Source organism: Streptomyces sp. NPDC058653, assembly GCF_042716895.1.
Taxonomy (GTDB): domain Bacteria; phylum Actinomycetota; class Actinomycetes; order Streptomycetales; family Streptomycetaceae; genus Streptomyces.
The window spans coordinates 22,845-49,810 of record NZ_JBHXRM010000018.1; the positions used below are offsets into that span (position 1 = coordinate 22,845).

Genomic DNA, 26,966 nt, shown 5'->3' on the forward strand with positions numbered 1-26,966 from the left:
CACTCACGTTTTCGGCGGGTACCTCATACTTCCGGCAATCCCCCTGCCCGCGCCGACGCCACTCGGGCACGACGGTCCCGACCTTCGCCCGGCCCGCCGCGGGCAGTGCGAGCCCTCGTCGCGGGGCTCACCCGCGCGGAGTGTCAGCGAGGGGGCCCGGTACGGCGGCCCTTCGAGGAGGCCGGCGCCGTACGGGTGAGGGAGCGCGCGCGGTGGAGGACCGCCGCGGCGTGGGGCTGGTCGCGGTACCGGTACAGCGATCTGCGCAGATATGTCAGGGCATCGTCCGCGAGGACCAGGCGCAGACTCAGGTACTGGTCCAGGAAGGCGTTCCAGTGGACGCACGACTCTTCGAGACGGCCCAGCGACAGCAGCGTGGCGGCGAGCCGGGCATGGGTCAGGGCACCGGATCTTCGTTGGTGGTCGCCCCGCGCCGCCGCGGAGGTCGCGAGGGACCGTGCGGCCTGTTCGGCGTCCCCGAGAGCCAGCAGGGTCCTGCCGCTCTGGTAGTCGAGACCTGCCCGGGGGTACGCGTCGAACGGCCCGGCCTTCCGCGTCGCGCGGTCGAACTGGCTTTCCGCGGCGGCGAGGTCGGCGACCGCTCTGCGGCGTTGCCCTGCGTGGGCGTGGGTGACGGCACTCTGGCTCAGCAGGAAGGCGCGGGTGGCGGGGTCGGCGTGCCGTCCCGCGTCGATCGCGGTGTCGGCGAGTTGCGAGGCCTTCTCGTGGAATCCCAGCTGGAGCGCCTGGAGGCTCATGGCCCGCAGGGTGATGGCGTACATCCGGCGGTCGTCGGCCTCCGACGCGAGGCCGAGCGCGGTGGTGAAGTAGCCCTGCGCCAGGCCGGGATGCCCGGCGTCCATGGTCATCCTCGCCAGTACATGGGTGAGTTGAGCGGCGAGGGTGAACAACTCGCGCCGGAGGGCGGATTCCGCCGGGGCGGCCAGCAGCCGTGCCGTGTCGTCGGTGAGGTAGCTGGCCAGGGCCGCGCGGGCGTGCGCGCCGCCGTGCCGTTCCATGAGGTCCGCGAAGATCTGGCACATCTCCCGCAGCGCCCCCACCTCCTCGGCGGAGACGCGGCTGTGGGAGGAGCGCGGCCGGCGTGGAGCGGGCCGCTCGGAGTCCCAGGCCGGTGATTCGACGGCGCGCAGGCTGTAGACGCCCCTGGTGAGCTGTGACCGCCGGGCGGGGTCGGCGTCGGTGCGGGCCAGGATGGTCAGTCTGTGCGCGGCGTCGTCGTCCCCGGCCCCGGACGCCAGGGGCAGGTCGTCGGCCGCCTGCCCGGGACGGCTGAGGCCGGTCTCCTGGGCGGTGACCAGGCGCTCGGTGCGGCGGCTGAAGGCCGCGGCGACCAGGTCGGGGACGGGCGGCCGGGGACGGGAGCCGGTCAGCCAGTGGGCGACCGACGTGCGGTCGTACCGCAGGCGCAGACCCTGCGCCTTGCCCAGCGCGTTGACCGCTCTGGCCAGTTCGGCGGGATTCCACTCGGCCTCGTCGAGCAGCAGGGCGAGTTGGCGGTTCGGCTGATGACGTGCCACGGCCGGGTCTCCTCGAAGTGGTGTGCACGTCGCGGCGCGTGGGCGTGGAGCGGGTGCGCGTGACGGGCGAGGAGAGCGCGTTCGAGGCTGTACCGGCGGATACCGAACGGACCTGCCCCTGTATCCCCCTCTCTCATTGTCGCGGTGTCGTCGTCGACCGAAAAGGCCTCGTCCGGACAGAACGGCCGGGAATCGGCGAAGTTGTCAGGTCGCGATCCAGTTCTCGTAGAGCCCGTGGTCCGGGCGGAAGCCGGCCGCCACCAGTTCCCACATCATCTCGTCGCTGCCACCGCCGAGACGGCCCACCTTGAAGTCCCGCCAGAGACGCGCCAGGGGGGTCTGGTCCTCGACGTAGCCGCGCCCGCCGAAGATGTGCGCGCACTCGCTCGTCACCCGCTCGCCGAGGCGTGCGACGGTCACCTTCAGGGCGGCCGTGTCGGACACGGATGCCGCGCCCCCGGCGGAGACCTCGACGACCGTGGCGTACAGCCCCCGGCGTGCGACGAGTATCTGGGAGCAGAGGTCCGCCATGCGCAGACGGAGCGCCTGGTGCCGGTAGAGAGGGGAGCCGAACTGCTTCCTGCGCTTGAGATGGGTGATGGCCAGGACCGAGGCGAGGTCCAGTGCGCCGAGCACCTGGGCCGCGAGGGCGAGCCGTTCGTACATGAGCCCCTGGCCCACCGCGGCGAGCCCCGCACCCGGCCGGGCGAGCACCGCGTCGTCGGTGACGCGCGCGTCGACGCGCAGGCGCACGGTCTCCAGACTCCGCATGCCGGTGGTCTCCCATCGCTGGACGGGTGTCAGGCCGCTACGGGGCACCAGCACGAGGGCCGGCCCCTGGTCTCCCCGGCAGAGCACGATCGCGTGGTCCGCGGCGGCGCCGGGGGAGACGAACCACTTCTCGCCCCGTACCCGCCAGTGGTCGCCCTCCCTGGTGAGCGCGGTCGCCACGGCGGACAGGTCCGAGCCGACGTGCTGTTCGGACGTGGCCACGCAGCAGACGCTCTCGCCGGCCAGTGCCTGTTCGAGGACCTCCTTCGTGTACGCGGTGGTGCCGAAGCCGCGCAGGAGGGATGTCGCGGCCTCCAGGTGGAGGCCCACCCCGATGCCGATGCCGCCGAGTCCGGCCCGTCCCATCTCCTCGGACAGCAGGACAGACCGTCCGAGATCGCCGTGCGGGCCGCCGGACCACCGTTCGTGGAACAGTCCGGCGGCGCCGAAGGCGGTGACGGCCTCGCGGGGAAAGCGCCTCTCCCGCTCGCAGGCCGGAAGCAGCGGGGATATCCGGTCCCCGACGAGCGCGCGCACGCGCTCCCTGAAATCGGTGACGGGGCGGCTCGCCGTTCCGAGGGCCAGCTGTGTCCCGAGATCCGTGTGCCCGCCCATCACGGGTTCAGCGGGGGTGCCTCGCCCGCGATGGCCAGGAGTTGGGACAGGGTTGTCTCGGGGGGCGTCTCGGCGTCGTCGAGACTGATGCCCCAGTCGTCCTGGAGGGTCATGGTCAGCTCGACGACGGCCAGCGAGTCCATCTCCAGGGCGGCGAGAGTCGCCCCGGGATGAATCTCGGCCGGGTCGATCAGGAACTTGTGGACGAGCCGGTGGGACAGCTGCTCGTAGCGTGTGGTGGTGGTCATCGAAGTGCCTCGCCGTTGTCGTGGTGGGTGTGCGGGGGATACGAGTGTGGGCGGGCCTCGGGGAAGCGCAGGGTCTGAGCACCCCAGGCGAGTCCTCCGCCGAAGCCGGTGATCAGGGTGCGCGCGCCCGGGTCGACGCGCCGTCGCAGTGCCGTGTCGGCGAGCGCCAGGGGGATGGACGCGGCGGCGGTGTTGCCCAGCTGCCGCAGATTGCCGTGCCGGCAGGAGGGAGCGATTCCGAGGCGGTCGCCGACGGCGTCGATGATGCGCTGGTTCGCCTGGTGGCTGATGAAGGCGTCGACGTCGTCCGGGCTCCAGCCGGTGTTCTTCAGCGCGTGCCGGGCCGAGTCGGTCATGCGGCGCACGGCATGGGCGTACACCGCACGGCCGTTCATCCGGAAGTAGTGGTCGCGGGGTTCGGTGCCCGGGGTACCCCGGGGCAGCCGCGAGCCGCCCGCCGGCACCTGGATGAGCCCGGCGCGGGAGCCGTCGCTGCCCAGGTGCTGGGCGATCAGCGCACCGGGCTCGTCGGGCGTTCCGGCACGGACGAGCACCGCCCCCGCCCCGTCGCCGAACAGGATCGCGGTGTCGCGGTCCCGGGGGTCGATCAGGGTGGTGCTGTACGTCTCCGCGCCGACGACCAGGGGGCGTTCGTAGAGCCCGGACGTGACAAGGCCCTGCGCGAACGCCGTCGCGTAGACGAATCCGGCGCACGCGGCGGACAGGTCGAGGGCGGGTACGCCGTCGAGGCCGAGGCGGTGGGCGACCTGGGGGGCTGTCGCCGGGCAGTGGTGGTCGGGGGTGGTGGTGGCGAGCAGGACCAGGTCGGGCCGGACGGGGGCTCCGGCCAGCTCGGCGGCCGAGTCGAGTGCCGCCTGTCCCGCGGCCCGGGCGAGGTCGCCGGTGCTGGTGCGGGAGTCGGCGAGGCGGCGGGCGGCGATTCCCGTACGTTCCAGGATCCACCGCTCGTCGGAGTCGAGGTCGCGCTCCTCGATGAGGCGGGCGTTGGAGACGGATCGTTCGGGGAGGCTGGTGCCCAGTCCGCACAGGACGGCGGCGGGGGTGCGCATGACGGCTCCTCACGGCCGGACGGGTTCGGGGACGGTCGGCAGCCGCGGCCAGACGAAGGTGGTGGCCGCCCAGGTGAGTCCCGCGCCGAACGCGGTGGCCAGGACCCGGTCGCCGGGCTTGATCCCGCCGTCGGCCGCCTCCTGCGCCAGCAGGATGGGGACGGACGCGGCGGACGTGTTCCCCACGGTGGCGATGTTGGTCGCCATCCGGCCGGGGGGAACGGCGAGTTTGCGGGCGACGGCGGCCAGGATGTGCGCGTTGGCCTGATGGGCCACCACCCGGTCCACGTCCTCGATCTCCCAGCCCCTGGCTTCGGCGGCCTCGCGCGACACGGCCGCCATGCGTGTCACCGCCTTGCGGAAGACGTCGGGACCCGACACCGAGAGGAAGCGTTCACCTCCGCCGCATTCCGCCGGTGTCTGAGAGGGGCACAGGGATCCGCCCGCGGGCACCTCGATCAGGTTGGCCCGGGAGCCGTCGCTGCCGAGGATCACGGGCCCGACGGCGCCCGGTTCGCCGGGTTCTCCGGCTCGTAGCACCACGGCTCCCGCGCCGTCCGCGAAGATGGCGGAGGTGGCCGGGTCCGAGGGGTCGACGAGGGAGGTCATCGTCTCGGAGCCGATCAGCAGGACCCGCCGGGCGGTGCCCGTCGCGATCAGACCTCCCGCGACCGCGAGCCCGTAGAGGAAGCCGCTGCAGGCCGCGCCCACGTCGAACGCGGCGATCCCCGGCTGTGCCAGCCTGGCGGCGACCTCGGGGGCGGAGGGCGGACAGAGCCGGTCCGGGGTCACCGTGGCGACGAGCAGCGCGTCGACCTGTTCGACACCCGCGCAGTCCATCGCCCGCCGCCCCGCCTCCACCGCGAGGGCCACGGTCGCCGTGCCCGGAGCGACGACATGCCGGCTCCTGATGCCCGTACGGCTGCTCAGCCAGTCGGCCGGGGTGCCGAGGCGGTCTCCGAGTACGTCGTTGGTGAGGACCGTCGGCGGGAGCCAGTGGCCGATGCCGGCGATCACGGGTACGGGAGAGCGGGCGGCGCCGTCGCGATCGGGGTCGCGGTCCCTCCACGCCGTGGCGGGCGCTCGCCTCCGCTCCGACGGGTCCCTGTTCATCGCTCGCCTCCCGGAGGCCGGTGGTAGTGCCAGTAGTGGGCCGCCGAGGGGTCCCATCGACGGCGCAGCGGGTCGTGGAAGAGCCGGACCAGCAGGCTCAGCGGTGAGAAGACCAGGAAGTAGAGGAGCCACAGCGACGAATTGCGCATGTGTGTGTCGACCTCGCCCATTCGGTTCGGAAGAAATCAGAAGAAAACTGACGAAAGCTGATGAAAACTGAGGCAATCGGAGGGAAGACGCTCGTACAGCGGTGCGCGCGCGTCAGTCCAGGGGGATCCCCTCGCGCCAGTCGGCCGCTTCCCGCCACTCCGGCTGCTGTTCCTTGCTCAGGAGGTGGCCTCCGAGCGCGAGCACGTCGATGTCGGTGCGCATGAAGCACGCGTACGCCTCCCGCGGTGTGCGCACGATCGGTTCACCGCGCACGTTGAAGGAGGTGTTGACCAGCACCGGACAGCCGGTTCGCCGCCGGAAGGCCGTGAGCAGATCGTGGAAGAGCGGATGGGAGTGCGCGTGCACGGTCTGCACGCGTGCGGAGGAGTCGACATGGGTGACGGCGGGGACCGTGGACCGGGGCACCTTGAGGAGGTCCAGACCCTTCAGCCCCGTGGTGCCCGGGTCCGGCACCCGCTGACCGTCGGCGATCTCGGCCACCATGAGCATGTACGGGCTGTCCTGCCGCAGGTCGAAGTAGTCCCCGGCGTCCTGGGCGAGCACGGCGGGGGCGAACGGGCGGAACGACTCCCGGAACTTGATCTTGAGGTTCATGGTGGACCGCATGCGCGGGTCTCTCGGGTCACCGAGGATCGAGCGTGAGCCCAGCGCGCGCGGACCGAATTCCATCCGGCCCTGGAACCAGCCCACCACCTTGCCCTCCGCCAGAGCGGCGGCCACCTCCTCCACCAGCCCGTCCCGGCCGGGACGGCTGTGCGGTATCGCCTGGCCATCGAGGTACGCGCCGATCTCGTCGTCGTCGAAACCCGGCCCGAGCAGGGCACCTGACATGGCGTCACCTCCCCCGGCCAGGTGGGAGCGTTCCGCGCCGCGCCGTGCGGCGGCCGACAGGGCGGCGCCCAGCGCGCCGCCGGCGTCCCCCGCGGCCGGCTGGACCCACAGGCTGTCGAAGATCCCCGCACGCGAGATCCTGCCGTTGGAGACGCAGTTGAGGGCGACACCGCCGGCGAGGCAGAGGTTCCTCTCACCCGTGAGGTCCCGGGCGGTCCCGGCCAGCAGGAGGAGTACCTCCTCCACGACTTCCTGCACGGACGCCGCGAGGTCGAACTCGCGCTGGGTCAGCGGCTGTTCGGGCAGTCGGCGCGCTCCGTCGAACAGCTTCTCGAAGCCGGGGCCCGTCATCGTCCGGCCGCGCAGATACGCGAAGTGCCGCAGGTTCAGCCGGAAGGAGCCGTCCGGCTTGATGTCGATCAGCTCGCGCCGGATGAGATCGGCCCAGCGCGGTGTCCCGTACGGCGCCAGGCCCATCAGTTTGTACTCCCCCGAGTCCACCTTGAAGCCGCAGAAATAGGTGAAGGCGGAGTAGAGGAGGCCGAGCGAGTGCGGGAAGCGGATCTCCGCGCGCTTGCTCAGGGTGGTGCCGCGCCCGTGCCAGATCGTGGTGGTGGCCCAGTCACCGACGCCGTCCACCGACAGCACCGCCGCCGACTCGTAGGGGCCCGGCAGGAACGCGGACGCCGCGTGGGACTCGTGATGCTCCTGGCACTCGACCTCCGGCACCGGGCCCGGGCCGATCCGCTCCAGCTGCTCGCGCACGGTGTCGGCGGCCCGCAGCCTCCAGGTGGACCACTCGGGGAGCCGGTCCCGGAAGACCTGGTACCCGCGCGGGGCCGTGCTCATGAACGTGGCCATGACGCGCCGGAACTTCCTTACCGGGTCCTCGTAGTAGGCGACCGTCGAGATGTCGCCCAGTCCGGCGCCCGCCTCGCCCAGGCAGTAGCGGATCGCCTGAGCGGGGAAGGACGGATCGTGGCGTCGGCGGCTGAAACGTTCCTCCTGTGCGGCGGCCACCGGGACACCGTCGGCCACCAGGGCCGCCGCGCTGTCGTGGTAGAAGGCCGAGACTCCCAGGATCAGATCGGTCATGTCCCATTCACCCCGTCGGGGCGGAAGGCCTCCGTGTGACGTCGCGAGGCCGCCTTCCGCGCGCGCCGGGCGGCCCTCCGGGCCCCCCACCCGTCCGGCGGGTCCAGCGACCGGAACCCCACCCGCACCCGCCCCCAGGCGGCGGACTGCGCGTCGGTCCCGTGGGTCTTCAGGACGGAGGACATGTAGGCGTCGACCGCGTCGGCCGCCCACGCGGAGTGGCCGGTGGCGACGTTGTCGATGGTGTTGTGGATGTCGACGAACCGGGTGCTGAAGCCGTACGTCCGCAGCGCCGTGTGCGCCCGCCGGTAGCCGCCTCCCACGCCGGAGAGCTCCATGGCCAGATTGAGCCCGAGCACCTCCGGCAGATACGTCTGCGGATACCGTCCGACGCAGAGCCAGTACACCGGCAGGGCGAAGGAGCGTTCGTCGAACCCCGGCCACCTCGCGAACTCCTCCGAGGCCGTCGGGGGCAGCTCGACACCCATGCCGTCGAGGACCTGACGGTAGATCAGGGGGTGGTTCAGACCGGGCACCCCGTTGCCGAGCTCGTCCCAGTACGTCTCGAACAGGAAGTAGCCGTGCTCGGAGGAGGCCAACTCGTAGTCGGTGAAACCCTGGAGCCAGGCGCCGTCGATCAGCGTCAGCGGCGCGAGCTGCACGGTCGAGTCGATCAGCTCCTCACGGGAGGGCGGCGGAGCGTCCAGGTTCGACTCGAATTCGCCGTGGTGGCGGTCGTGCTGGTCCAGGAGCCAGGGCCGCAGCCCGTCCGCCGGCCACACCTCCGGCATCGCGCGGGGATCCCGGTCGATGCCGTGGCGCGCGCGACCGAGCCAGCCGGCGACGTACTCGTCCGTGTAGCGCCGCAGCGCGGGCGTCTGCGGGCGGCGCTGCAACAGGTGGTAGGCGGACCTGAGATCCGTGGGGACGGTGCCCCCGGCGGCGCGCCTCCTCCCGCCGGGCAGCAGGGTGGACGGCACCGGGCAGGACGGGGCCGGAGCCGCTCCCGGCGCCCCGGCGGCCGGAGCGCCCCCCGCCGGAAGGGAGTCGATCCAGCGCCGTATCACCGCCAGGTCGTCGGGCGAGAAGACCCGGAACATCGGCCCCCGCTGGAGCACGAGCGCGTTGACGAGACGGCTCCTCTCCGAGTGCCCGGGCCGTACCAGATCACTGGCGGCGAGCACCTTCAGGAAGGCCGAGGGATCGTGGCGGCACTCCGTCAGCCAGGAGGACAGGGAGCGCCCGGCGAGAACGTAGCGGTGGTGGTAGACGGCGCCTTCCCTCGCGCGTGCCCGCAGCAGTTCGGCCATGGTGTGGGCGGGGTCCCGGGCCAGCCCGAGATCCTCGTACAGGTCACGGCTCCAGCGGCGCAGCGCGCTCCACGCCCAGGTGAAACCGTCGGCCACCCGGCGGCTGTCCAGCTCGTACGAGTCGAGACAGGACCGCACCGTGTTCCAGCGGTGGTCGGCGTCCGAGGTCTCCCTCCCGCCCTTCCCGCCGGGGGCCGGCGGCTCCGTTGCCGGGCCGCCTTCCCCGGACGGCGTCACCGCCGCCAGCGGCGGCAGGGTGCCCACCGCCCGCAGGCAGAGGTCGGCGCCGAGGATCTCCGGAAGGAAGTCGCCGGGCATACGGCTCATCGCCAGCAGCAGGGCGGGAAGGTAGAAGTCCCGGTCGGCGATCCTGCGGTCGAGGGCGAGGCGCGAGGCGGGCACCGCGTACTCGGCGAGTCCCGCCTCCCGCAGCAGGGAGACGTAACCACTGCCGCGGGAGGCCCGCGGCCGGCCCACTCCGACATCGGACGCGAACAGTGCCAGGAGGGCGAGGGCGGACGGGTCGTCGGCGCTGCCCGGTGAGATCAGCCACTGCAACCACGCCCCGTCCTGCGTGGCGAGCGGGGCGCAGGCCAGCGAGGCCCGCGCGGACAGGACGGCGTCCGTCCCGTCGTCCCCGCCCAACAGGGCCGCATACCGGGGCCGTTCACCGTCGGCCCAGGCGGTGACGCGGGAGCGCAGCGCGTCCAGATCCGCGGGTGCGGAGCCCGGCTCGCGCAGCCGGCGTATCTCGGCCCGGACCCCCTGGGCCCAGGACTCGTCCGGGAAGACCCCTTCGGGATCGGTGGCCAGCCGGTAGAGCGACCGGTACGCCGAGTCGTCCGTCACCGCCTCCTTCTCCTGGGGCGTCTGCACCACATGGGCGGACATGTGTTTCCTCTCCTTCGCTGGATTCAGAACATCGGATAGATGGAACCGTCCTGCTGCTTCTTCTTCCTGCGGCCGAACAACCGGGCGATGATGTCGCGGAACAGGCGCACGGGAGACTCACCTCCTTTCGAAAGAGTTCGCGGAGGGGCTTTTTTGGGGGCTTCGCGCGTGATCTCAGGAGAGCGAGAACTGGTCCGCCAGAATTCTGGCGAAGAGGTCGCTGCCCTGGTCGGTGAAGTGGCCCCGGTCGACGAAGAGCCAGTCCTTGGGGCCGGCCGCCTCCGCGATGAGCGGAGCGATCTCCAGGAATCGCACGTCCTGCTTGTGGCAGACCTCGCGCAGTGCCCGCGCGTACTGCCGGCCGGCGTCGATGGTGGCGATCTCCCCGAACATCTCGTCCAGGGGGACCCCGAACCCCGACAGCCTGTCCAACTCCTCGAAGAGGGTGGCCTCTTCCTCCGCCGGCTCCTGCCGGACCCACGGTGCCAGGGGCGTCAGTACGTAGGAGACACGGGCACCGGTCGCGGCGGCGAGTGCGCGCCATCCGTCCAGATGATGTTCCGTGAGCGAGGTGGCGTGGGAGATCAGCTCGGAGAGTTCGGGCACCGGGGCCTTCGCCCCGGTTTCCGGCGCCGGGCCCTGGGTGCGGGCCGCACGGCCCCACAGCTTCCGGTTCGGCCTGCGGTGGTGCGCCCGGAGCTGCTCCATGTGCTCGAAGTACTCGTTGCAGTAGAAGAACGCCCCGTGATCGCCGTGCTGCCAGTCGGGGAGCCTGCTGAGCAGGAGGTTGTTCACCCCGGAGAGGATGACGATCTCCTCGATCCCCGGCAGCAGATGCCGGTACAGCAGCATCAGGATCAGCTCCTGGACGGAGTTGTAGCTCCGGCCGCTGAAGTTGAGCCAGGGGGTGGAGGGCGCGTAGCGGGACCACAGACGGGACGGAATCGTCGTCGCGTCGCTCGTCGCGCCGATCCCGAGCGCCACGGAGCTGCCGACGAACAGACGCACCGGCCCGCGCGCCACATCTCCGTCCAGAGCCGCGCGGCCGGCCGCGCCGTGGGTGTAGCGAAAGCCGAAACGGTCGGTGTTCAGCACGTCCGAGCGGTAGTCCGCGTGGTTGAAGTACATCAGATACGGCAGGTAGCGGGTGTGCCCGCGGTTGTCGAAATCGTCGTACTGCCGCATCTGCGGCGTCAGTTCGTACCGTTGGAGTTTCATCCCGCCCCCTGTTCGGCGAGTGCCCGCACATAGGTGTCGACGAGGTCGTCCACGGTCCTTTGGTCGGCCTCCCGACCCGGGTGTTCCTTGAAGGGGTCGATCCCCAGCTCGTCCTCCAATTCGATGGCCACCCGCGCGAACACCAGGGAACTCACTCCCAGGTCGGAGAGGGCGGCCTCACCGGATATCCCGGGAGGAGTGTCTCCGTCCTCTTCGAGGATCTCCGTGATCGCCTTGACGGCCACGGCTTCGACCTCGGACCTACTGAGCACTGTTCTCTCCCTCCGAGGCGCGCCGTTCCGGTGACCCGCTCACCGATTCGGTCCTGGTGGCGACGGCACGCACCGTGCCGACGTTGATCTCGGTGACCCGGTGTTCCGCGATCCACTCCTCGCACCTTCGCCTGACCCGCGCCTCGGCGACGGTGCCCAACTCCGCCTCCAGGCTCCGCAGTCCGCTGCCGTGGACGACGGGCCACCAGGCCTCGGGGGTGGCGAGGGGCATCGGAGTGTCCCGGGTGCTGACCACGGCACCGCTCACACCGGCTTCGTCCAGGAGCGAGCCCAGAACGTCGGGGTCCTCGGTACGGGTCCAGGGCAGGTAGGTGCCGATGCCCGGCCGTTCGGCCTCGCACGCCTCGAAGAAGACGGGGAGGACCGGTTCGAAGAGCCTGCGGCCGATGGTGGTGATCGCCAGCTGCCCGCCGGGCCGGACGTACGACCAGAACGAGGAGAGCGTGCTGACCATGTCCTTGGCGAAGTAGATGCCGAGCGAGCAGTTCACGACGTCGAAGGAGCCGTCCCCCGGCGGGAGGGTGTCGATGTCCCCGTGCCTGACCGTCACCTGGCGCAGACCGCGTTCGGCGGCCCGCCGCCGTGTGATGTCGAGCATCTCGTCGAGGATGTCCACGCTCTCCACGTAGCCGGTGGGGCCCACGCGTTCGGCGGTCCGGATCGTCATGGGCCCCGGTCCGCAGCAGAAGTCCAGGACACGGTTGCCGGGCCGCAGATGGAGCTGCGACATCGTGTCGTCCGAGACGAAACCCCAGAACTCCTCCGCGGCCACCAGGTAGTCGGACGACGCCGAACTGTACGTCGTCAGGGTGTCGAAGCCTTCCAGGTCCTTGCTCATACAACCTCCGGTCTGTGCGTGCCAGAAATCTCCAGGAATGGACGGTGACCGCAGGCCGGGGAAACGCGAACCGGGGCCGGAACGAATACCGGTGCTGTCCCGGATGCCCGCGTCGTGTCGTCGGCGGGCACATACCTCTGCCCTGCCACAGCGGCGACGGAAGGGGCGTACGTCGGACGGTCGAAATGGATTCGCCCCGTCACGAGGGTGCGGCGGCAGAATCCTTGTCCGTCGAACTCGGCGTCACCTTCCCCGGTACGGAACCGGGGAATGCGCGTGACCACATGGATCACCGTTGCCGCCTATACAAACCGGCTGAGGGCATCAGCGGAACAGGGGAACCATGATCGAGGCGTTCACGCGTTGAACGCTTACGTGTGCACGGATCTCGCCGGGCCGACGAGCGGTGCGGTCGCGGCGGCCCGGGAGCGGCCCGTGTCGCCTGGTGGCAGGGATACCGCGAGTGGCCGCCGCAGGGCGGTGCTTTGCCGGGCCGGGCTCAGAAGCCGGTCAGCATGGGCAGGGAGGCCAGATGCTCCTCCGGGACCGTGAACGCGTCGGTCAGCGCGGGCAGGTGGGGAAAGAGCCGGCCGGTGAGGACACGGACGGTTTCGGGCAGTTCCCGGACCTGCGCCGGCGTCAGGGCCTCGTCGGCGAGCAGTTGTCCGGAGCGCGGCTGGAGCTGTGCCAGCAGGAACAGCGCGCACAACTCGCCGAGCACGGTGCGCGTCGGCGGGTGGTCGACGGCCCGGCAGGCGGCGATGAAGGCGTCGGCGGCGGAGCCGACCGCCGAGGTCTCGACCAACTCCAGGGCGGCGGCGGAGGCGTTGTTCCAGCGGCCCAGCGTGTCGCGCTGGGGGGAACCGCGCAGGAGGCCCCGGGCGCTGGAGTGCCAGTGGCGTTCGGCGGCGGCGACGAGGGCCCGGAGGAAGACCGGGTCGGTGAGGTCTTCGGTGCCGGTGGCCGGTGGGGTGGTGGGGGCCAGATCCCTGCCGAAGATCATTTCCGATCCGGCCTTGCACCAGATCGCCAGGTTGTCACCTTCGGCGGTGATCGCGCCCTCCGCGTTCCCGGGGAACTCGGCCAGGCCGTTGACGGCGAACAGCCCGCGGGCACCGCACCGTTCCCGGCTGGCAACGGTGATGTCGCGGGCCTGCCAGGTGATCCATCCCTTGGCCACGGCGGCAAACCGTTCCGCCGCGGCCCGGTCTTCGGGAGTACGGGTCACCCACCGATCGGTGACGGCGCGGTGCAGGAACGTCATCGCGTAGGCGGTGGCGACGTGCCGCAGCAGCGGGGCGTGGTGGCTGCGGTGCGCGGCGATCGGGATGCGCTGCCCGGCGACGGGGGAGGAGACCGTACGACGGTAGGCGTAACGCACGGCAATGGCGAGGGCGGCCCGGCTGCCGCCGAGGGTGGCGGCGCTCATGCAGAGCTTGCCGACGGTGACGCGGCGGATGGAGTGCAGGACACGTTTGCGGGTGCTGTTGACCTCGCTGATCCACGCGCCCCCGTCGGTCAACTGCCCGTGCGGTCCCTGGATCAGGGCCGTACGGGGAAGGCGTACGTGGTCGAAGCCGGTGACGCAGTGGTCGAGAGGGCTGCCGATCCGCCCGGGCATCGGTTCGACGCTGATCCCCGGCAGGGGGCCTTCGTGGTCGGTCAGCGGGGTGAGGAAGAGGAAGACACCCTGGTCCTGGCCGTCCAGCATGAGGCGTGCGGCGACGACTCCGCTCTTGGGCCCGCCGGCCGCACCGGCGTTGGGCATGAACTTCCGCGCGCTCTCGTCGGGCGTGTGGAGGACGAACTCCTCGCGACGCCGGTCGTAACAGGCGGTGGTCTGGAGAGCCGCGACATCATTGCCGTGTGCCCGCTCGGTGCACAGGAAGATCCCCACCCGCTTCAGGGCGGTGAACTCCTCCAGCGGCCGGGCCGGGGAGAGGGTGTCGTCGAGAACGCTGCCCAGGAACAGGTTGTAGTGGATGCCGGCCACCGTGGTCGTCGCGCCGTCGACCAACGCGGTCCACTCGTGCAGCGCGGCCAGCGCCCGCGGATCGCGTGCCAGCTCCTCGGGAGCGAGCAACTCCTCGTTGACGGCGCGCAGCCGCTCGTAGGCGAGCTGCTGGCGCTCCTCGTCCGACGCGTGCGGCGGGTGGCGGAACAGATCGGAGCAGATGAGCTTGCGCCAGCGCGCGTGATCACCTTCCGGACCGTCGGGGAAAAGAACGTCCTCCAGCTCCCGGACACGGATTGAACTCTCGTGTGTGGAAGCGGTGTTGATCGGGTTCGTCATACCCTTGGCAACGATCATGCTCCCGGCACGTCACCGTCGGCCTGGCGAGCGCCGGGTTCGACGGGCGCGACTTCGACGGAGCGGTCGTCGGTGAGGCCGAGGCGCTGTTCGCCGGAGAACACCGAGGTCCCCCGCCGTGTCTGTGCCCGACCCGCCGAACAGCGGGTCGGGCACAGACGCGGCGACACTCGCGTATCAGATGTCGCGGAAGAGACCAGCGAGCGCCGTGACCTGCTGTGATGGGCGTGCGATGGCCGCTGACCTGTGCGAATGACCTTTCGGTTCTTTCACGCTCGTGCTGGTTGATGAGGCTGGAAGTCCCAGAAAAGTCCCAGGGGACTCCCACGGCTGACGGGCGCCTTTCGGCTCTATACGGCGCTACGGGCTTCCAGCGCGGGCGTTGGAGCGTAGATGTCGAGTGGCTGGCGCTCGGCCGATACCTTGCGGGAGGGTGGGACGTCGACTCTGCGGTCGCTGATGGTAGTGGGCCGGCAGGGCCCGCCGACCCTCGAACGCCACACAGTGAGAGGCCCGTCGCGCGAGCCCGGCGGGAGAAGGCTCATGAGCTGATCGAACGGCTCGTGGCCGAGGGCCGCGTTCGGATCACCGACCCTGGTGACGACGAGGTCACGGAGTGGCGGTGTGTCGTCAGTGTCGTCAACTGCGCGAAAGGGCACGCCTGGAACCAGCGGGCAAGCGCATCGAGAAGGTCCCGTACGGTCTGCCGAGGCTGAAGCTGCCTTTTGTGGATGGCCCGCATCCCAATGCGCGGAGTAAACGGCCGAAGGAGAAAGGAGATCCGGATCCCGTTCCCTCACGACTGGGGAACCTCCATCCGATCGTGTCGGCGCTCAAGGACGACGAGCGCCGACAGGTCATGGCGTCTGGGCTCCGCCGAAGGTCACGCTGGCTGACGGAGGAACTGCCCGTCACACCGTACGAGCGGCTGCACAACCCCCACCTAGCCACGTGCTAGCCGCCCGAGCCCGAGGTGGAGCTGACCCGGTGCCTCGGTCTGATCGATCTCGCCGAGGCGCGCGAGCAGCGGGACGGCCGCCCATGGACCCTGGCCCCCTGCCCCCGCTCGGCCGGTGCGCTCTGTGCGGCCATGCCTGGCACCTCAGCGCGCACCGGTCGACGAGGTACGGACTCATGCGCAACGTCTGCACCCTTGCTACCCCGGAGCGGCCCTCCGCGACGAGGTCGGTTTCCCGTCGACTGGAACCATGCCCTCGGCCTCGCCGTTGACAACGACCTTCGCTGGTGGCTAGACGGCGAACGGTGCCCCGGGCCCGGACACGCGAAAGGAGGGGGCACACGGCCGCCCTCCCCTCCAAAACAGGCCGTCACTTGGTTGCGGGCTCCACGTCTGCGCGAGCCGCATCGACCTCGTTCCGCATCTGCCGCTCGATCACCTCGACGGGCTCAGCGAGCCATTCGGCGACCTCGTCAACGTCGGCCTTCTCCTCAAGCCACTGGACCAATGCCTCGGCCAAACTTTCGGGAAGGCCGTCCGCTGCTCCCGGGTCAGGAAGCTCGGTCTCCTCCGACAGGCGGTCGAGGAACCTGAACCGCTGCTCCGGGTCGACCTGTGCAAGTACTTCATCCATCCCGTCGAAGGTGCTATGCCCGGACGCCAAAACCTCGCCTGTGCGCCAGTTCCTGATCTCCCAGTCAGCACGATCATCCTCGTCGTAACTGCCGATCTGGCCACCGTCGACGATGAGCAGACCGGACGCTTCCAGATCCCGGACCTTCGCTCGGAACGATTCCTGGACGGCGGCATTGGCAGCCAGCCACTTACGGACGTGCGCCTTGACGTATTCGTCGGACATGCGGGTGCCTCTCATGGACGTATCGGACTTGGGCAGGACAGCGGGGAACAGCGCCCCGGACGTGGACACGCGAGGAGAAGTCGGGCCGCCTTCCCGCTCAGCGTGATCGACTGGGTGCGAGGTCAACCGTTGAGACATTTCGCATCCGGGTCGCGCATCTGCTCGTCGATCACGTCGACGGGCTCCCCTAGCCAAGCGGCAAAGTCCTGGGCGTCGGCATCGCCCTCTAGCCAATCGATCAGCACATCAGCCAGTGCCTGTGGCAGGCCGGGTGTTGGAGCGACCCGGGCAATACCGAAGCCCTGCTTCACGCTGTCAACGAAGAACCACTTGTTGCCGGGGTCCAGCGCCGACAGCCGCGCTTCGAACTCCTTGACCGTTCCCTTGCCAGTGTCCAGAACGTCATCAGTGCGCCAGTCGGTGACGGTCCAAGACCACTCGTTTCCGCCGGAGAAGGCTCCTCTCTGACCGCCGTAGATCATCCGATGTCCTGCAGCCTCCAGCTTGGCAATCTCTGCGGCGAACGCATCCTGAGCCTTGACGTTGGCGGCAAGCCACTTACGGATGTGTGTCTTAACGAGCTCATTAGACATTCGCAGAACTCCGCTACTGAGACGGACTGTTGGCAAACGGGTCTACAGGTAGGCAACGAGATCACGCAAGCTGGAGCAATTGTCAAGACCTGGGATCGGGTGCGGGCCTGGCGGCTTCCACGGTCAACGATCGCATGCTCGTAGTGGCCGCCATGCTGGAGGCGGCCGTAGTCGACAAACAGATCCCGGCCAACCCCGATATCCCGAGCGAGGCCGGCAGCAGCGGATGAAGACGAAATGCCGATGCCGGCTGAGGTCGACCTCCGCCGCCGTGGGGCAGATCACGACTTTCGTTCGTTGCCCATCGGCGACCCCGGCACAGAGTGTCGAAGCGCTGTCTGGAGAGCGGTCTGTGCCGCCCCGATCACTAAAGGCGGAAGGAGCAGGTGCTTAGAAGGCGCTTGGTGCATTTACTGGGCAGTATCTCTGACCTGCGAGTCTGCGCTTTCCTGACGGGGTGTCGGGGGTTTTGTGGTACGTATGTGGGATCAGGTGCCCCTGGGAGAGTGTGGGACGCGGGTGCCCTCAGTAGCTGGACGTGGCTTTCCGCATCACCTTCATAATGTAGAAGCCCTTTGCGGAAATAATCCGGCCCCCGCTCGGCGTTGACTCTTTCCCAGCCGAGGAGGGGAAGGTGTCGGGCCTGAAGCTGTTCCATACGACGACGAGCGGTGTGACCGAGGTTGTGCCGCGTCTTGCTGAGGTCGAGGCGGATGTGCAGGGCCTTGTCGAGGCGCACATGGAGACGCTGCTGGGCGTCCGTTTCCTGGCGAGTGAGTACGGCACGGGGCCGGTCCACGGGGGCCGGATCGACTCGCTCGGTCTGGACGAGAACGGGTCGCCGGTCATCGTGGAGTACAAGCGGGGCATCGACGCGGGCGTCATCAACCAGGGCTTGTTCTACCTCTCCTGGCTGACGGACCACCGAGCGGAGTTCGAGCACCTGGTCCGAGACCAGCTCGGGTCCACGGCCGCGTCCCAGGTGCTCTGGAGCGGACCACGCCTGATCTGCATCGCCGGCGACTTCACCCGCTACGACGCCCACGCCGTATGCGAGCACCGGAGATCGATCGACCTGGTCCGCTACCGGTTCTTCGGCACCGACCTGATCGGCCTTGAGACCGTTGCCTCCGTCAGCGGCGGCATCCGGGTGATCCGCCGGGCTCGCCGGCAGAAGGTCGCACGGGCGGCAGCCGCCGTGCAGGGTGCATCGATGGCCCAGCTGGCGGACACGGTCGACGAGGCACTGCTCGGTCTCGGGGACGGCGTGAACCGGGTCGAGCACAAGCAGTACCGGGCGTATCAGCGGCTGCGGAACTTCGCCTGCCTGTGTTCTCCTCAGCGGAGCAAGCTCCTGGTCTACCTGAAGCTCGATCCGAGGGACGTCGACCTCGTTCTGGGGTTCACCCGGGATGTGTCAGGTCTCGGCCATCACGGAACGGGCGACTTGGAGGTGCAGCTCCGCACGCCGAAAGACGTGGAGCGTGCCCAGGATCTGTTCCGCGCGAGCTACGCGGCAGGGTGATCGCATGTCGACGCCTTGGCCGTGAGCGTCCGCAGTTGGTCTGTGGTCGTCGGCTGGTTCCCTTCGACGTATGGGCGGGGCGTGGCGGTGGACTGTCAATGATGCGCGGGATCGCCGGTTTGGCTAACCAGCGATCCCGCGCTATGTTCCCCCGCTCTGATCTGGGTGGTGATCTGTGCGATGTCGCTGCCCCAGCCGGTGGTGCTGGGGCGAAAAGTGACGCGCCAGCGGTTGGAATGGATGTCCGTGTACTGGGAGTGCACGGTTGCTTTGAGGGTTGTGAGACCTGGATCGAGGATCCACACTCCGTCGCGGTACGGGGTGAAGCCCAGTTGTGCCCATGCCTTTCCGAGGCGGAGACAAGCCGTCTCGTACGGGGTGGCGGTGTCGCGTTCGAGCGGCCCGGGGAACAGAGCGATCACTCCGGATCCGTGGCTGAGGTAGTCCAAAGCCATACCGGTGAGCAGAACTCCCAAGCCACGGCCGCGCAGACGGGCATCGAGTTCGACCGTGTCGACGATGACTGTCTTGCCGGGAACGGCGAGGTCCTCCCACAGGTCGTGTCGCAGGTTGCCGGTGGAATCGTAGAGTGCTGTGCCGACGGTGAGCAGATCGTGGCCGAGTCCGTTGAGTGCCTCGACGGGCTGTGGACAGGTGTGGTGGTCCATGACCACGATCTGGATGCTGCCGAACCTGGGGCCGGGCCCCTCTTCCGCGAAGTGCATCCCGACGTCCCACCGTTGTACCGCACCGTCGTTGTGTCGGATCCACTGCTCGCTGTTGTAGGTGAGGATCATGTCGTCGATGCCCAGGACCTCGACGATTTCGTCGGACGGTTCGGCGGCGTTGCGGGGAAGGTACATGGTCAGTCGGATCCTCGCTCAGTCATGCCTCGTCGGACGCGGTCGGGGGGTGGGGCACGACCGGGTGGTGGCTGTCGTGGACGGTGACTTCGGCGCCAGGGGTGGCGGGAAGTTCTTGTGGTGTTGCGATAATGATCTGGGCGTCGTCCGTGACGACGCTGGTGATGACGTCCAGAGCCTGGGCGACGAGGCGCTCGCCTTCCGGTCCGCCGCCTACACCGTCGAGTGGAGCATCCAGCCACTGCGTGGCGGGCAGACGCCAGTTGGGCAGGAACCGGGCCGCTTCCAGGAAGGTCAGGTGGAGTCCTACCTGTGCGATGTTGATCAGCCCGTGCGAGCGGGAAAGCTGTCGCACGGACTGTCCGTTGATCTTCGGCAAGAATGTCTTGGGGTCGATGCTGGCCTCGTGGATCTTGTCGGGAGCCATGGGGATGACCTTCTCCGCGAAGATCACCGACAGGGCTTTAGCTGTCTGGTCACGGACATGTTGTGCGTCGCCTTCAGCCAGCGCCCAAGCTTCCTGCGCTCGTTCGGCAGCCTCGGAGCCCAACTGGGCGAGGCGTTCGAGCTCGACGATGCGGGCGAGTTCTTTGCGGCGTTCACGTACGGCGGCGATGTTCGTCTGTGCCTCCGCCAGCGCGGCGCCTGCCAGCGCCTTGGCCTGCTCGCGCGGCGTGACCTCTGCGGCCCGGTAGGCATCGGCGCGGCCCGAAGCCAGATGAACGGCTTCCTGAGCCTTGCGCCGCTTGTCCACGGCTTGCTGCGCGGCGACCTGAGCGGCAGCCAGGCTGCGCTCCACGGCGTCGAGCGCCGTCTTGGCGGTTTGCACCGCAGCAGCCTTACGGGCGGTGCGCTCGTCGAATCCGGGGTCCGGCTGCCGGCACAGCACGCAGAGCGGCCCGGGACCGGTTCGCTGCGCGAGAGGCTGCGCGCACTCGTCGCAATGCGTGCGCGGCTCTGCCGCCTTCTCGGCTGCGGCGAGAGCCGCACGGGACTGCCCGCGAGCCTCGTAGAGAGAGGGAAGGGCCTGGTGAGCCCGGTCAGTCTCGGCCGCCACCGCAGCAGCCCGCTGGAGGGCGAGGGTCGTGTCGTTGGCGCGAGCCGTCAGCACCCCGAAATGGATCTCCAGCTCGCCGGCCAGACGCAGCAGGTCGGCGTGCGCCGCGTCCGCCGCCTTGGCGAGGGCGATCTCCCGGGCATCCAGGTCGATCCTGGTGGGCAGGCCGTCGGCCTCGCGCTGCTCCATCGCCTTCTTGAGCGCGGTCGCGGCCTTGGTGGCCTTGCTCTTGGCCGCGGTGGCCGCCCCTTTCAGTCGGGCGACTTTTTCGTCGAGAAGACCGAAACAGATCTCGATCGTAACCGCCAAGTCCTGCAGTTTGACGTCTCCGTAGACCTTGATCCCAGCGTGGGCCTGCTGCAGGTACAGCAGGGCCATGACGCTGTTCAGGGTGACCGAGCCCCGCGCGGTCTCCACCGCATCAATACCCATCAGCCCGAGGGTGAAAGAGCCGGCACTCTGCTCCCCAGCTTCGGGATGGACAGATAGGGTCTGCAGCTCTCCGGTAGTGGTGTTGGCGAACGTAACGTTCTGGTCGTGCAGTTCCAGGGTGATCGTCCAGATACCCGACTCGACCTCAACCGTGGCTCGCATGGCCTCGACCTGGCCCAGGAGGAATTCCATCAGCTGCGGGGACAGGGCGCCCATGGTGGCCCACGCGGCTTGGGCCAGCGTGCTGCAGCCGGCGCCGATCCCGGCCTGGAACTGCCTGAACGGTGCCCCGAGTTCCGGCCCCTTCCAGACCTTGCCGACTAGAAACTCCTGCTTGAGCCACCTGAACCTGGCAGACATCGAGACCTCGCTGGCAGTATCGGCCGCCACGTGAGTACGCGGCGTCTCGATAGCCGCTAACGACGTTGAAAGCCAATGTGGGCACAGGATCAACGAATCCCAGCCCATCGGGTGATGCGCCCTGACTCCGCTTGGCCATCGCCCCCTTCAGTTAACAGGGGCCCATCGATGGGTCAGGAGGCGGTGTACACGTACTGGCGGCAGTACACACGGTTGTTGACGATATATGCGGGTGAGATGACGAACCGGACGAGTCCGTTGGCATCGCAGGATGGCCAGGCTTCCTGTTTCGTTGAGGTGACTATTACTCCTGCCGAGCCGGAGAAGTCCCAGGTGTGGTTAAGCCCCGCGCGGTGAATGTTTGCCGTCAGATCGGAACAGTGTCCCCTGAGAGCTGTGAGAGCGGATTCGATGTGGCCGTCGGCTTCGGGCAGGTGGAGATTCCTCTGGATTCTCCGGGCAGACTGAAGCTGCTCCGCGAAGAATTCTCTGCAGAGCAGGCTGATCAGGAAGGGAACGCGTTCGCGTTCGGGTCGGTTCGCCGCGCTTCCGCACTTGTCGGCGTAACGGCGCGCGAAATTGAGAAACTTCTGTTCGATCAGAGTCCGTGTTTGCCGGGCCAGGCTCTGGTGATCGCTGTGCTTAGCTCCGGCGAGATCGTCACGGCTCGCGGTCTGCGCAGCGAGGACGGCTCCCAACTGTCGTTCCAGCCGGTCGAGGCGACCGCGCAGCTCTGTGTGCTCGTGTTCGCCGGCCTTGACGGTTCTCTCCAGTGCGTCAATCCGATCCAGAGCCTTGTCTAGGTTTTCCTGTGCGTCATTCGGGGCGTCAGCGATCCATTCGAAGTCAGCGTACTCTTCACTCTTGGCCGGCTTGGCGCGGGGTGCGATAAAGAATCCCATGATTGTCCTCAGTCAGTAGTTGGAGTGGAAGCGGACTCGGGTCGCGACGTCCTGTCCGCCCTGTACAAGTTCCGCACGGACCTTGATCTCGGTCTCCCCGAACTTCATGAAGAGCCGGACAGCTCGCTCCTTTAGACTGAAGCGCATGACGGGCCCCAGGTCGACTGTGACGACAGCTAGCTCATCGCAGCCAGAGTCTGTTACGTACCGGGGATTTTCATCGCACGTGGCGAAGATCTTGAAGTCGAGTTCTCTGTAGCTGGCCTCAAGTGGCACGTATTCATGCATCACCTCTTCATCAGTGGAGATCGACTGTCCGGCCTTGGTGAAAATGGAGAATCTGTCGTTGCATGTGACGTCGCCTTCGGAGGTAATGTAGCGCTTGGCCTCGGGATCGACTCCTTCTTCGAACCACTTATTGACGTTGGTTCCGTAGGTGAACCGGCTGCGTCGCGCACGGGTTTGAGGGTCATAGCAGAAGTGCACGGCGCCGTAGAGGACGGCGATGTCCGGGTTGGGAGGAACCATCACCTGTGTTCGCCCGCCGAAGCGTTCCTTGACCGCCTGCTGAAGATAAGGGGAATTGCTGAACCCGCCGACCATGAGGATTACATCGGGGGCCTTGCTTTCACCCCGCGTAGCGTCCATCTCCTTCAGTTGAGACTCGATGAGATCGAGAGTCCCCGGGATGACGGTATCGAACAGTGCATGGATCTGGACGGGATTGAGGACGATGGCGTCGCTGACTTTGTTCTGTCGGCGTGCCAGCCTTTTTCGTACCGCTGCGCCCATGCGCCGGTCGATAGCTGATGGAATGAGCAGGTTGATGTTTTCTTCTTGGTCGAGAGTGACACTGACTTTGGCGCGCTCCCATTGGTCGACGAGGTTGAGGAGTGCGTCGGGGCAGCTTTCCCTGATCTCAGCGAGTGTTGCTTCATCTCCTAGGCACTCCGCAAGGTGCTCACTCTCGAAGGCCCGGTTGAGAAAGTCTGATCCGAAGCGATCACCGATCGAGCGGCCGATCTCGAGCATTTTGCCGTCGGCGTCGTTCTCGTAGGCAGTGATGTCGACGGTGCCGCCTCCGCAGTCCACCACCATGAACCGGGCGCCGGGAGCCATGAGGTCGTGAGGGCTTTCGCCGTCCTCTCCCACCACCCGGACTCCGGAAACGCGAGCGTAATGGGCTGCGGCCTCGGGCTCCAGAGAGAGCAGGACCCGTCCGTCCTCGCTGGGGAGACCGGCGTCCTTGGCGATGTCTCGCAGTGCGGATTTCTGGTGGTCTGCCCAGCAGGCAGGACACGTCACGGTCCAGCGGATGTCGTCTGCGTCATAGCCGCTGGCGGTGATCTGCTTAAGGGTTGTCTCCACGACCTGCCGGAGAAGGATCGTCATCAGTTCCGGGGTGAGCCGGTCGGTAGGGATGCTCGTCCTCCGGAGCGGGCGTTCTTCGCCGCCGAATTCTTCATCCGACGGACCGTCGGCACCTGCGCTGGGAGCGTCAAGTGATCCCGTCCTCGGGCCGGTTCCCAGGTCCATTTTGAAACCCTGATGATAGCGCGCGCCTTTGGCGCGCAATTCGGTGCCCTGGGTGAGCCACAGCCTTCGTGCTTCGTATCCCCAAGCGATCAGTTCCTTGTTGGCGTCCAGGAGGAGCGCTGACAAGTTCTTTGCAGTTGGCGCGGGCTGGGACTCCCACTGGTCCCAGAAGTGGACCGACCGAGTTGACGGGTCGTTACCGTCCCCGGAGATGACAGCCCAGCCACCACCGATGGCGTGCGTGCCCACATCGATGGCGGCGGCGATACGCGGTGAAGACATGATTTCCGTTCGAACGAGCGAGGGTGGCGGGCGCTCCTGACGTCGGAAGCTGCACAATGCCCTTCGCTGGATGGTCTGTTGACGCTCCAGATTTTCCAGACCACGTTCTCTTCCGCAAGCGAAATGCGGTGATTCCGCTCGTTGATCACCCGTATGAAGTAGTGCTTCTGTGCAATTCTGCACAGTGCAAGATTGCACACGCCGTCTCTGTGCAATTCTGCACAGAGGCAGTTTCCGCAGCGTGTGTCGTCGTGTCTTTCGTCGGGACGTGCGCTTAGCCTGCGCTTATGGACATCAGCCGGAACCGCGGTCTCAGCCCCATCAGTAGGGTGATCGAAAGAGCCGCTCCTGCGCCCCCGACCGTGCAACACGACTCGACCGACGTGCGGGAGAAGCTCACTTCGTATCGTCGGATGTGTGCCGAACGGGACGACCTGGTTGTCGAAGCGAAGAAAGCAGGTTTGACCGAGGTGGAGATCGCACAACTCTGTGGGCACTCGCGGAATACCGTACGCAGTATCTTGAAACAGCGTGAGCAGCTCGCTGACCAGCCCAGTTGCCCCGATTCCCAGGAATCACCCGAAGGTTCTCCGGCTAAAGCCGTTGCCTAGAGCTACGAGCTGATGGCTGGCTCCTGAAGAGAAGCACACCCACACACGGAAGGCCCCCTGCGTTGAAGACCAAGCCCGATTCCCTCCCCTCGATGCGGAATCCCCGACCCGGTATCCGCCACTGGCTCGCACGCCGCCGTGCTGCTATGGCTGCGCATGCATTGCGTGGCGCCTGCTATGGGATCGGCGCCGGCGTGGTCGGCCTCGCCTTCTGGTGCGTCGAACAGGCCCTGTGACAGACTGTGTTGGGACCGAGTCACCGCAACGCGCGCCGAATCGCACTCTGTTGGTTAGAACCGGGGCAGCAGGACCGATGGACAGTTCGAGTCGCCTCTAGGGCTCCCTTCCCAGGCATGAGCATCGCGTTGGCTGCGTGCTGCTGCGGCGGCGTGTTGTTTCCCAGACCTTGAGAAGGATCAAGGGGTCGGCGCCGCAGACGCGTGCGAGCCGTTCGGTGAGCAGGCATGAGGGGAATTCTTCGCCGGTGACCAGGGCGGAGGGGTATCGGGGAGAGCGGAGCCCTGGGTGGTGGGGCATGCTGCGGTCAACCTCCTTGACCCTCAGGGCAGTCAGGTGGTGCCCCGCTCTGCCCGCCGACGTACAGCGCCATTCGCTGGTCGACCGTTACCACGGGGCCGGCTGCGGGCGTGGTACCCAGGTTCTTCGTGCGCCGCGGCCCGCAGTCTGCCCCTTGGCGGCTGGCCGGTTCGGTTAGCGAGGTCTCGGGCGTCGTCTTGGTTGCGGTGCCGACGCCGGGGCCGCGAACGCCTCTGATGCCCAAGGCTGGGGGAAGTGCCCGGTGTGTCGACGAAGGCGGTGACGGCCTGGTGGAGGCGCTGGCCGGGCTGGAGTTGCCGATGACCGGTGGTGAATCGTGGAATGGCCTCGTCGCTCGGCATGGTCACTGGGAACCGGGTTCTCGTGGCCGAGTGGTTCTGGTGTGATTGCCGGAGGCGCCCGTCACATGGGCCGGTCGCGACGGCTCCGCTCGTCTTCCCAGACCTTGAGAAGGATCAGCGGGTCGGCTCCGCAGACGCGTGCGAGCCGCTCGGTGAGCAGGCGGGAGGGGAATTCTTCTCCGGTGACCAGGGAGGAGAGGTGCTGTGCTGACAGTCCCAGGGCGGAGGCGGTGTCCGTACCCGCGAGGCTCGCCAGGCGAATGAGCTGGTCAAGGACTTGACCGAGGTGTGATCGGGCTGTCGGCGAGCGCGGGAGACTCGGGTTGCGGGGCATGCTGCGGTGAACCTCCTTGACTCGCATGGTGGTCAGGCGGTGGTCCGTCGGCGGATGGGGGATTGCTGCCCCCGGTCGGCGCTGGTGCCGGCTTGACGTACGGGGCCGGCACCAGCGCGAAGTCGGCGCATCCTGTGCGCCGCTGCGGGGTCTACCTCAGCGGAGGGATGGCTCCGTGGCGCTCGGCCCACAGGACGGCCAGCGAGAGGAGGCTTCCGGCCAGCAGCGCGAGCGGACTGGATGGCGGCAGGAGTCCGAACCCGGCATTCCCGAGATGAGCGGCAGAGGCGAAGGCCAGGCCGACTGCGCAGTTCCTGCACGTAATGCGGCGCATGGGGTTAGCCTTTTTCGTGCGGGCGCGCTTTGGTTTGCCGCCCTTGCGGCGCGGGGATGTCGCCATGGCGAACACTCCTTTGTGTCGTTGGTACGCAGGGCCCTGATCCCTGGGCTCTCCAACCTGTTGTCAGGGTCCTGCGGCTGAACCGGTTCGCTCCGGTCAACAAGCCTGAGAATAGGCACATCTGACGGGGCGCCGCTTCAACGGTGCGGTGCAGTCGATCGTCTTATGCCCGTACGCAGTTTGAATTCTTTTCTGCCCGACAGGGCCCAGTGGGTGCCGTCCCCCGTTCCGGGCGAACGAATCAGCGAATCCTTGCGCATTTCCGCAGGTCAGCGACTGTCTGAAGTGATCGAACGCGCTTTCCTTCCTGGAACCTTCGTTTGCCGCCTCGCGGGAGGTGGCGGCGCGCGGCGGCGTAGAAGAAGAGGCGCCCTGTTGTGCAGTTGCACGCCAGCGCACTCCCGCACTGTCAATGAGGTGCAACTCGCAGGCGTAAGCGCTGTCTGCGCGGGTGATCCTTCAAGTGGCCGCCCTCGATGCAATTGCATTTCGGTGGCAGGAGATGATCAACACACTGGAGGTGTTGTGGTGACACGAGAGAACGAGACGAAGACGAATGCCGTCACGGGTGTGGCGGGCGGAGCTGGTGGGTTGCGGCTGTCCTGGCGGAAGAGTTCGCACAGCAATCAGGACGGAGCGTGCGTGGAGGTGGCTGAACCGGCAGGGGAGGTTGTGCTGTTCCGTGACTCGAAGGTTCCCGACGGCTCTGTTATGCGGGCGGGCAGGGCAGCCGCGGCGGCGTTCGCCCGGGCGGTGAGGCTGGGGCAGCTCTAGGGCCGGCCGCCCGAACGGGCATCGTTCTGTCTGCGTTTGCAATCGCCCGACCTGCAGATACGTATCTGCGCGGAGCGGACGGCCTGGGCCGTCTGTGTCAAGTGGTCGCGAGTCGTCGGCGTGCCCCAGGGCACGCCGATGGGCCACATCCGTTCGACGGGCACTGGACAGAAGGGCATACCGGCCAGTACGCATAACGGTGATGCAAATGCATCTGCCTGTCGGCCACACCATGAACAGGATGGAACCGACAGCAGACAACAGAAGG

General features: G+C 68.0%; 21 protein-coding genes. 2 read left to right on the plus strand and 19 right to left on the minus strand.

The genetic code is table 11. From position 1 onward, the window contains the following. Window positions 1–143: 143 nt before the first annotated feature. From ACFWU9_RS17275 to ACFWU9_RS17340, 14 genes are all read right to left on the minus strand, one after another. Window positions 144–1,538, minus strand: coding sequence for a hypothetical protein (locus tag ACFWU9_RS17275; RefSeq protein WP_384319107.1), 1,395 nt, complete (start codon window positions 1,536–1,538; stop codon window positions 144–146). 204 nt (window positions 1,539–1,742) lie between these two features. Then, on the minus strand, window positions 1,743–2,924 hold the full coding sequence (locus ACFWU9_RS17280; RefSeq protein WP_384319109.1) for an acyl-CoA dehydrogenase family protein: 1,182 nt from the start codon (window positions 2,922–2,924) through the stop codon (window positions 1,743–1,745). Continuing rightward, a complete protein-coding gene (locus ACFWU9_RS17285; protein ID WP_384319111.1) occupies window positions 2,924–3,172 on the minus strand; it encodes an acyl carrier protein in 249 nt (82 codons plus the stop codon). Before ACFWU9_RS17285 ends, ACFWU9_RS17280 begins: the two co-directional genes overlap by 1 nt. Next, window positions 3,169–4,242, minus strand: coding sequence for a beta-ketoacyl-ACP synthase III (locus ACFWU9_RS17290; RefSeq protein ID WP_384319113.1), 1,074 nt, complete (start codon window positions 4,240–4,242; stop codon window positions 3,169–3,171). The genes ACFWU9_RS17285 and ACFWU9_RS17290 overlap by 4 nt, the downstream gene beginning before the upstream one ends. Window positions 4,243–4,251: 9 nt before the next feature. After that, window positions 4,252–5,355: a beta-ketoacyl-ACP synthase III gene (locus tag ACFWU9_RS17295; protein WP_384319115.1), complete on the minus strand. Its 1,104-nt coding sequence runs from the start codon at window positions 5,353–5,355 to the stop codon at window positions 4,252–4,254. Further along, window positions 5,352–5,504, minus strand: coding sequence for a hypothetical protein (locus tag ACFWU9_RS17300; RefSeq protein WP_384319117.1), 153 nt, complete (start codon window positions 5,502–5,504; stop codon window positions 5,352–5,354). Before ACFWU9_RS17300 ends, ACFWU9_RS17295 begins: the two co-directional genes overlap by 4 nt. Window positions 5,505–5,616: 112 nt before the next feature. Beyond that, window positions 5,617–7,452, minus strand: a complete 1,836-nt coding sequence (locus tag ACFWU9_RS17305) for a carbamoyltransferase (protein ID WP_384319119.1) — start codon at window positions 7,450–7,452, stop codon at window positions 5,617–5,619. After that, entirely contained in the window at window positions 7,449–9,653 is a 2,205-nt protein-coding gene (locus tag ACFWU9_RS17310) for an iron-containing redox enzyme family protein (protein ID WP_384319121.1), read from the minus strand. Before ACFWU9_RS17310 ends, ACFWU9_RS17305 begins: the two co-directional genes overlap by 4 nt. Before the next feature lie 174 nt (window positions 9,654–9,827). Next, window positions 9,828–10,871 (minus strand): Inducer of phenazine A, encoded by a 1,044-nt coding sequence (locus tag ACFWU9_RS17315; RefSeq protein ID WP_384319123.1) that lies wholly within the window; start codon window positions 10,869–10,871, stop codon window positions 9,828–9,830. After that, window positions 10,868–11,143, minus strand: coding sequence for an acyl carrier protein (locus tag ACFWU9_RS17320; protein WP_384319125.1), 276 nt, complete (start codon window positions 11,141–11,143; stop codon window positions 10,868–10,870). The genes ACFWU9_RS17315 and ACFWU9_RS17320 overlap by 4 nt, the downstream gene beginning before the upstream one ends. Next, the gene (locus ACFWU9_RS17325) at window positions 11,133–12,002 is read right to left on the minus strand and encodes a class I SAM-dependent methyltransferase (RefSeq protein ID WP_384319127.1); all 870 of its coding nucleotides are present in this window, start codon (window positions 12,000–12,002) and stop codon (window positions 11,133–11,135) included. Before ACFWU9_RS17325 ends, ACFWU9_RS17320 begins: the two co-directional genes overlap by 11 nt. 499 nt (window positions 12,003–12,501) lie before the next feature. Then, the gene (locus tag ACFWU9_RS17330) at window positions 12,502–14,313 is read right to left on the minus strand and encodes an acyl-CoA dehydrogenase (protein ID WP_384319129.1); all 1,812 of its coding nucleotides are present in this window, start codon (window positions 14,311–14,313) and stop codon (window positions 12,502–12,504) included. Window positions 14,314–15,641: 1,328 nt separating this feature from the next. Then, window positions 15,642–16,130 (minus strand): hypothetical protein, encoded by a 489-nt coding sequence (locus ACFWU9_RS17335; RefSeq protein WP_384319131.1) that lies wholly within the window; start codon window positions 16,128–16,130, stop codon window positions 15,642–15,644. A 122-nt stretch (window positions 16,131–16,252) separates the two neighbouring features. Next, window positions 16,253–16,723: a hypothetical protein gene (locus ACFWU9_RS17340; RefSeq protein WP_384319133.1), complete on the minus strand. Its 471-nt coding sequence runs from the start codon at window positions 16,721–16,723 to the stop codon at window positions 16,253–16,255. Between the two features lie 634 nt (window positions 16,724–17,357). Here ACFWU9_RS17340 and ACFWU9_RS17345 point away from each other — a divergent pair. Next, on the plus strand, window positions 17,358–18,248 hold the full coding sequence (locus ACFWU9_RS17345; protein ID WP_384319135.1) for a DUF5655 domain-containing protein: 891 nt from the start codon (window positions 17,358–17,360) through the stop codon (window positions 18,246–18,248). A gap of 95 nt (window positions 18,249–18,343) precedes the next feature. On the opposite strand, the gene ACFWU9_RS17350 is transcribed toward ACFWU9_RS17345, so the two are convergent. The 5 genes from ACFWU9_RS17350 to ACFWU9_RS17370 all read right to left on the minus strand — a co-directional run bounded on the left by ACFWU9_RS17350 (window position 18,344) and on the right by ACFWU9_RS17370 (window position 25,524). Continuing rightward, window positions 18,344–19,111, minus strand: coding sequence for a hypothetical protein (locus ACFWU9_RS17350; protein WP_384319137.1), 768 nt, complete (start codon window positions 19,109–19,111; stop codon window positions 18,344–18,346). A gap of 22 nt (window positions 19,112–19,133) precedes the next feature. Next, complete coding sequence (locus tag ACFWU9_RS17355) at window positions 19,134–20,960, minus strand: hypothetical protein (RefSeq protein ID WP_384319139.1); 1,827 nt, start codon at window positions 20,958–20,960, stop codon at window positions 19,134–19,136. Between the two features lie 173 nt (window positions 20,961–21,133). Continuing rightward, on the minus strand, window positions 21,134–21,862 hold the full coding sequence (locus ACFWU9_RS17360) for a hypothetical protein (RefSeq protein WP_384319141.1): 729 nt from the start codon (window positions 21,860–21,862) through the stop codon (window positions 21,134–21,136). 12 nt (window positions 21,863–21,874) lie between these two features. Beyond that, on the minus strand, window positions 21,875–23,680 hold the full coding sequence (locus ACFWU9_RS17365; RefSeq protein ID WP_384319143.1) for an Hsp70 family protein: 1,806 nt from the start codon (window positions 23,678–23,680) through the stop codon (window positions 21,875–21,877). 1,571 nt (window positions 23,681–25,251) lie between these two features. Further along, entirely contained in the window at window positions 25,252–25,524 is a 273-nt protein-coding gene (locus ACFWU9_RS17370) for a helix-turn-helix domain-containing protein (RefSeq protein ID WP_384319145.1), read from the minus strand. Window positions 25,525–26,089: 565 nt separating this feature from the next. On the opposite strand from ACFWU9_RS17370, the gene ACFWU9_RS17375 reads away from it, so the two are divergent. Next, entirely contained in the window at window positions 26,090–26,698 is a 609-nt protein-coding gene (locus tag ACFWU9_RS17375) for a DUF397 domain-containing protein (protein ID WP_384319147.1), read from the plus strand. Window positions 26,699–26,966 lie beyond the last annotated feature (268 nt).